Annotated in this window: 6 protein-coding genes; 1 reads left to right on the plus strand and 5 read right to left on the minus strand. The window is 42.5% G+C overall.

The window, feature by feature from the left end; translation table 11 throughout:
* Positions 1-383: 383 nt before the first annotated feature.
* The 5 genes from ACJAT7_RS16850 to ltnD form a co-directional block, all read right to left on the minus strand.
* On the minus strand, positions 384-1,850 hold the full coding sequence (locus ACJAT7_RS16850; RefSeq protein WP_415227967.1) for a GntP family permease: 1,467 nt from the start codon (positions 1,848-1,850) through the stop codon (positions 384-386).
* 64 nt (positions 1,851-1,914) lie between these two features.
* Positions 1,915-2,691: a 2-oxo-tetronate isomerase gene (gene otnI, locus ACJAT7_RS16855; protein WP_415227968.1), complete on the minus strand. Its 777-nt coding sequence runs from the start codon at positions 2,689-2,691 to the stop codon at positions 1,915-1,917.
* A complete protein-coding gene (locus tag ACJAT7_RS16860) occupies positions 2,691-3,380 on the minus strand; it encodes an aldolase (protein WP_415227969.1) in 690 nt (229 codons plus the stop codon). The genes otnI and ACJAT7_RS16860 overlap by 1 nt, the downstream gene beginning before the upstream one ends.
* Positions 3,373-4,632: a 3-oxo-tetronate kinase gene (gene otnK, locus ACJAT7_RS16865; RefSeq protein WP_415227970.1), complete on the minus strand. Its 1,260-nt coding sequence runs from the start codon at positions 4,630-4,632 to the stop codon at positions 3,373-3,375. The genes ACJAT7_RS16860 and otnK overlap by 8 nt, the downstream gene beginning before the upstream one ends.
* Before the next feature lie 2 nt (positions 4,633-4,634).
* Positions 4,635-5,540, minus strand: a complete 906-nt coding sequence (gene ltnD / locus ACJAT7_RS16870; protein WP_415227971.1) for an L-threonate dehydrogenase — start codon at positions 5,538-5,540, stop codon at positions 4,635-4,637.
* Positions 5,541-5,823: 283 nt separating this feature from the next.
* Here ltnD and ACJAT7_RS16875 point away from each other — a divergent pair, with 283 nt between their 5' ends.
* A complete protein-coding gene (locus tag ACJAT7_RS16875) occupies positions 5,824-6,582 on the plus strand; it encodes a DeoR family transcriptional regulator (protein WP_415227972.1) in 759 nt (252 codons plus the stop codon).
* Positions 6,583-6,757: the final 175 nt, after the last annotated feature.

Here is a 6,757-nt window from a genome sequence, read left to right on the forward strand (position 1 = left end):
AAGGAGAAATCAGACAGGATTTTCCCAGAAAATAACAACAGGCGCGTAATCACAGCAGAAAATGTACAAACCAAGGTCTTGTAGCACCGCGATGGTGCATTAGATGGGGGGCGTTCCTGGGGAGATTTGAGTCGTGACTTTACCCATTACAAAGTACCTGGATGATTTGTTAAGGCGTTTTGATATTAAACAGGCGGTTGATCTGCAAGGTGCTGGTTTTATATTATTTGGAAAGTGTGTATTAAGTAAGGACAAAAAACGTTGCTATATTCATTTATGGGACAATGATTTGCGGTATCTGTATTTATTAAAAACCTGACTTAATCATGCGCAGAAGCTGAACCAACCCTTTCATAAAAGAAGGGTTGGTTCATTATTACAATTTACGAGGCTTCAATGACACTCTCATTTTCTTTGCTCTTTGGAGTGCTTATTTTCAGCCATAGGGCAATCATAGTTAGCACTATAATAGGTATGATGGGATCTATTATAGTCCCACCTGCACCAAAGAATAAATTGAGCGTCAGAATGAGACTGGCACCGATAGCCCAGGCGATGGTCGATGTCATGCTCCAAATTTTCAATTGATCAGAGAGCTCAGTAATGCCTAAGGTCCTGCTGATAATATGGAAGTAGGAGTCATTTACATGAGAGAAACCAACGGGACCGACAGCACAGGTAAGTGCGACGAAAACCGGATCTAATCCCAGGGTTTCAACTAAGGGTAAGGTCATTGTCGCCGCTACCATCATAGATGCGGTTGCTGAACCTTGGACCAAACGCAGCATAGAGGCAATTGCTAAAGGCACAAGTAAAGGTGGAATACCACTGCTGGCGATCATTTCCGCAACGATAGGACCGGTACCCGATGCTGTTAATACTGCTCCCATTGCGCCGCCACAACCTGTGACCACAAGGATTAAACCAGTAGTAGAAAGGGCATCGTCCATAGAGCCAATCATGTCTTTACGGTCAATTTGTCTGGTCAGGCCATATAGCGCCATTAAAACACCTAAACCAACTGCAACGACCGGATTACCAAATAACTCAAGAAGGCTATGAAAGATCGTATCTCCCTTGCCAACAACCGTGCCCAAAAGGATTAAAATAATTGGGATAAGGATTGGACCAAATGATAAGAAATTACTTGGTAACTCGCGTTCATCTGTTGCGTTAACCGTTTCCAGGTTTGCCCAATCAGCTTGATTGGTGATCCAGCGGTCACCATCGGGCACACGGTAATACTCTTTGCCAACTTTACGAATATAGATCATTGATAATAACATCATAGGAATTGAAACCACTAATCCCCACAGCATGTACACGCCTAAATCAACTCCAAGAATACCGGCAACAGCAACTGGACCCGGTGTTGGTGGAACCATGGCATGTGTTATTAATAAACCAAGCGCTAAAGTAACCCCTAAACTCACCGACGATTTACCCGTGTTGCGGGAAATAGCGCGCACCAGTGAATGCAGTATGATGTAGGCTGAATCACAAAAAACCGGTATCGCAACAACCACACCGGTAAAACCTAATGCTAAATCTTCGCGGCCTTTACCACAAATTTTTACGAAGGTTTTTGCCATTCGTACAGCGGCACCGGAACGCTCAAAACAAGCCCCCATAATAACGCCAAAAGCGATAATTAAACCTATTCCACCAAGTACACCACCGAATCCGGCTTTAATCGCGTTGATTAGCTCAGTGGGTGCCATTCCTGCGGATAATCCCATAATTAAACTGGCAATTACCATGGCCAGTGCGACTGGAATACGCGTTTTTATTATCATTAACATCATTGCTATAATGCCGACAATGATTCCAATTATTGCTCCGTCCATCATTTTATCCTTTTTTAGTTTGTAAGGTTTCGTTAAGCGATTTGTTTTTGGTCAATATTGAATGTTTTTACAGGTAGGGTTTGACCCAGCCTAATCCTTCAATGGTTGAGTGACGCGGGTTATATTCACAGCCTATCCAGCCGCTATAACCTGATTCATCCAATACATTAAAGAGATACGGATAATTGAGCTCCCCTTCATTTGGCTCATGGCGCTGCGGCACTGAAGCTATCTGTATATGCCCTGTATAATCAGCAAGCTCGCGAATCAATATGCTTAAATCCCCGTCCATAATTTGCGCGTGGTAGAGATCTAATTGTAATTTTACATTGGCACGCTTAACTTGTTTTATTAACTCGACAGCATCTCGCTGGTGGGCGACAAAATATCTCGGCACATCGCGGTTATTAAGGGGCTCAATCAACAAGCTAATATCATGTTTAGCAAAGACATCCGCCGCATAACGAATATTGTCAATAAAGGTGGCAAGATGTTCCTGATAAGTAAATCGCGGGTCCACTATGCCCGACATGGCATGCACTTTTTTGCAGTTAAGTGCTAAAGCATAATGTAACCCGGTAGCAACACTCTCTTTGAATTCCTGCTCCCGACCGGGAATAGCTGCAAATCCTCGCTCACCTGCATCCCAGTCACCGGGAGGCAGGTTAAACAGTGCTTGCTCTAAACTATTGTGTTCGAGTTGCAGTGCTAATTCCTGCGCATCAAAAGCATAGGGGAAGAGAAATTCCACCGCTTTAAAACCCGCTTTGCGCGCCTCGGCAAAACGTTCGATAAATGTTACTTCGGTAAATAATAGGGTTAAATTTGCTGCAAACTTGGCCATTATTTTCCTCTCCCTTTGAGATCTTCTATTTCCGGTTCCGTTAAGTAACGAATTGCTCTACCTTTAAGCATTAGCGCTAACTTTGCGGTTTCTTCTAACTCTTCGGCATTATCAACGGCGTCAGTAAAGTCAGTGCCCGTAATAACCGGACCATGATTGGCCAGTAAAAATGCCCGAGAATTTTTTGCTAGTTTGCCTAACTCTTCAGCGATACGCGGATCACCGGGACGCAAATAGGGCACTACGGGTAATTTGCCAATTCTCATCACGTAATAAGGCGTAAATGCAGAGATGGCATTGTCCGGATCCAGACCTTCTAAGCATGACAACGCCGTTAGATAGGTGGAATGCAGATGCACAATGGCATTACAGTCGGGTTTATTTTGATAAATCGCCAAATGAAATGCCACTTCTTTGGAAGGACGATCTCCGGATAAATGCTTGCCATCAAGATCAACAACCGACAGACGTTGTGGATCAAGGCGACCAAAGGATGACCCCGTTGGTGTTGCTAAGAAAGTCCCGTCAGGCAGTTTCAGTGATAAATTGCCTGCGCCGCCCGTTGCATAACCACGTTCAAACATCGACCGGGCAAGCGTTGTCATTTGCACTCTAAGCTGCTGCTCTGTCATTAAAATATCAGGTGATGAAATATCACTCACGACTTGTCTGTTAACTTGTTCAGTCATTATAAAATTCCTGTGCGGTAGTAAAGAAATGCTGGTCACCAAAGTTGCCCGATTTTAAAGCTAATGAAAGATTACCCGTCACGGATTTTACCCAGGGAACACCTGGTGCTATTTGCGGGCCAATATGAAAGGCATCAACGGCTAAACTTTGTGTTACCACTCCGGATGTTTCCCCACCGGCAATAATAAAATTTTTAACGCCATATTCTTTTAGTTGAAACGCAAGCTGACTAAAGAACTGTTCGACGCATTGGCTCGAAGCTTCTGCACCATACAAAGACTGGATCTCTTTTAGAGTATCGGTTGATGCGGTTGCGTAGATAATGGGGGCCAAAGGAGCATCTAAATGAGCAATAACCCAGTTAAATACCTGCTCAAGATAATTGTCATTTTCCAGGCAGGCTTTAATATCCAATGCACAATGCGGTGCTTGGGTGATGTAATTCGCAACTTGTTGATTGGTCATGACAGAGCATGAGCCGGATAATATGATGGTTTTCTCAGCCGCAGGGTGACCCGCTTTTTTTGCCGAAGATTGATCCGATAAATGCTCACTCCAGTTTTTTGCGATCCCGGCGGCTAGCCCCGATCCCCCTGTGATTAATTTTAAATGACTGACGGCTTTGCCTAAAATATCTAAATGTGAAGCATTAAAGGCATCAACCACAGCATAACGTTTACCGTTTTTCTCTAACGCAGAGAAACTTTCGATCACTTTCTCCGGACCCTGTTCAATGCTTTGGTAATGAACCAGGCCGGTTTTACCTGCTGACTGCTTATCCATTAAACGCACTAAAGAAGAGTCTTTCATCGGCGTGACCGGGTGGTTTTTCATACCTGAATCACTTAATAGTTCGCCGAGAACAAACAGGTGGCCATTAAAAACGGTACGTCCGTTTATTGGAAGAGCGGGGCAGATAATGGTAAATTTTTCATCTAAGGCATCAAGCAGTGCATCGGTTACCGGACCAATATTGCCTTTTTCTGTGCTGTCAAAAGTAGAGCAGTATTTGAAATAATATTGCTGGCAGCCGCGTTGTTTTAACCATGCTAATGCCGCTAACGATGAGCTTATCGCTTCATCAACAGGGCAAGATCTGGATTTCAGACTTATCACAACAGCATCAGCTTCTATTTCAATATCTGTAGTAGGTACGCCGTTAAGCTGAATAGTACGCATGCCGTTTTCGACTAAAAAACCGGCAATATCCGTTGCACCCGTAAAATCGTCCGCAATAACACCTAATAGCATAATTACTCTCCTTTATTAGGCAGTGTGATACCCGAGAATATTTTAATAACAGCGCTGTCGTCCTCTTGTCCGAAACCGGCATTACTCGCACTGGTAAACATATTTAAAGCGGTGCTGGCTAAAGGTAATGGAAACTTTAAACCTTTAGCGGTATCAGCCACTAAGCCAAGATCTTTTACAAAAATATCCACCATAGATGCAGGGCTATAATCACCTTCAACAACATGTTTCATACGATTCTCAAACATCCAGGAGTTACCGGCCGCATTAGTTACAACCTCGTACATTACATCCAGCGGGATATCAGCGCGGGCAGCCAGTGCCATGGCCTCTGCGGCGACGGCAATATGAACACCTGCAAGCAGTTGATGAATTATTTTAACCGTGGCACCTAATCCAATTTCACTGCCTATTTTATAAACCTTGCTAGCTGTTGCGTCTAAAACTGGTTGTAATTTTTCAAATGCCGCATCGGAGCCGGCAGCCATAATGGTCATTTCACCTAAATTAGCTTTTAGCGCACCACCGGAAACTGGCGCATCTAACATCAAAAGATCCCGCATATTTAATTCAGCTTCGATAAACTTTGCATCTTCAGCTGAAATGGTGGCAGAGACCATCACCGCGGTACCGGGTTTAAGTTTTTCAGCGAGTTTGTTGGTAAATAGTATGGTTTTAGCCTGTTGCGCATTCACAACAAGTAGCAGTACTGCATCTAAAACGTCGGAAAAATCGCTACAATCATGTGATATACCTTTGGCACCCGCTTCTTTTAATTGTGTTAACGCAATATCGTTAAGATCAATACCGTAAACATCTAAACCTGCGTTGATGCAGGATTTAGCTGCACCCATTCCCATTGAGCCCAGCCCAATGACCGCAACTGATTGACTTTTTTCAATTTTCATCTTAAATCCTTTTTCTTTTGTGTTTTCTTTTGTTAAGTTTTGTTTATATTTGTTATTATAGCGGGAGTTAATGAAGGGTTTCTACGATTTTCGTCACATTTCTTAACAAAATAAAGTTATCTAAAGTGAGGTAGGGTAATTAAAGAGCAAGATATGGAGTATTTAACTGTTTTTTGTTAAATTTTGTTAAACTCGTGTTTTATAACAACTTCACAACTAATCATTGTGAATGTTAAAATATGTTAATATAAACAAAAGGGTCAAATAGAGAAGATAAGTCATTATGATACCAGCAGAGAGGCATAGAGCTATCTTAGCTTTATTGAGTAATCAAGAAGTTGTTAGCATCAACCAGCTAACCCAGCAGTTGAGGGTGTCGCATATGACCATAAGACGCGATATAGGAAAACTTGAAGCAGATAGCCGGGTCATATCGGTATCTGGTGGCGTTCAATTAACTGAAACCATGCATTCAGAATTGTCACACGAGGCTAAGACCACACAAAATCAGAGTGCAAAAGTATCTATTGGCCTGCTTGCATCTGAACTGGTAAAGCCTAATACGACTGTCTATTTAGACGCCGGAACAACTACCTTAGAAATCGCCCATAAACTTAGCCATCGAGATGACATTATGGTGGTCACCAATGATTTTGTGATTGCTGCTTTCTTAATGAAAAATTCAAAATGCAGTTTGTACCATACCGGTGGAAAAGTGGATCGGGAAAATCAATCCTGTGTTGGCAGTAAAGCCGCGCGATTACTTAATGAATTGAATATAGATTTGGCTTTTGTTTCAACGTCCTCCTGGAGTCAACGTGGTATATCAACGCCTAGTGAAGACAAAATACAAGTGAAACAAGCGATTGTCAGGTTTGCAAAAACAAATTACCTGGTCAGTGATTCTTCTAAATATGGAAAGATTGCAACTTTTCATGCCGTTGATATGAATTGTTTTGATGCGGTTATTACGGATTCAAACTTCCCGAGCAGTTGTATCCAGGATCTATCTGAACAAGGTATTAAAGTTGTCACCGGATAAAAATGTGATCAATTTATTGAGTGCAAGAAAATGTAGTTATAAATAAGGCTGAACTGGCATAACGCTTTATTTATGTAACAGGCACAAAAAAAGGGCGCTAGGCCCTTTTTTTAATTCCCGCGTTTTGCTCGGGAGATTATTTGAACGCTATTAAGCAGATACAACACCCTGGCTA

It is taken from the genome of Psychromonas sp. (assembly GCF_047632995.1).
GTDB lineage: Bacteria > Pseudomonadota > Gammaproteobacteria > Enterobacterales > Psychromonadaceae > Psychromonas.

Bases quoted from the DNA above. Each gene is read 5' to 3' on its own strand.
- ACJAT7_RS16875 (WP_415227972.1), top strand. From the start codon at position 5,824: ATGATACCAGCAGAGAGGCATAGAGCTATCTTAGCTTTATTGAGTAAT.
- ACJAT7_RS16850 (WP_415227967.1), bottom strand. From the start codon at position 1,850: ATGATGGACGGAGCAATAATTGGAATCATTGTCGGCATTATAGCAATG.
- otnK (WP_415227970.1), bottom strand. From the start codon at position 4,632: ATGCTATTAGGTGTTATTGCGGACGATTTTACGGGTGCAACGGATATT.
- ltnD (WP_415227971.1), bottom strand. From the start codon at position 5,540: ATGAAAATTGAAAAAAGTCAATCAGTTGCGGTCATTGGGCTGGGCTCA.
- ACJAT7_RS16860 (WP_415227969.1), bottom strand. From the start codon at position 3,380: ATGACTGAACAAGTTAACAGACAAGTCGTGAGTGATATTTCATCACCT.
- otnI (WP_415227968.1), bottom strand. From the start codon at position 2,691: ATGGCCAAGTTTGCAGCAAATTTAACCCTATTATTTACCGAAGTAACA.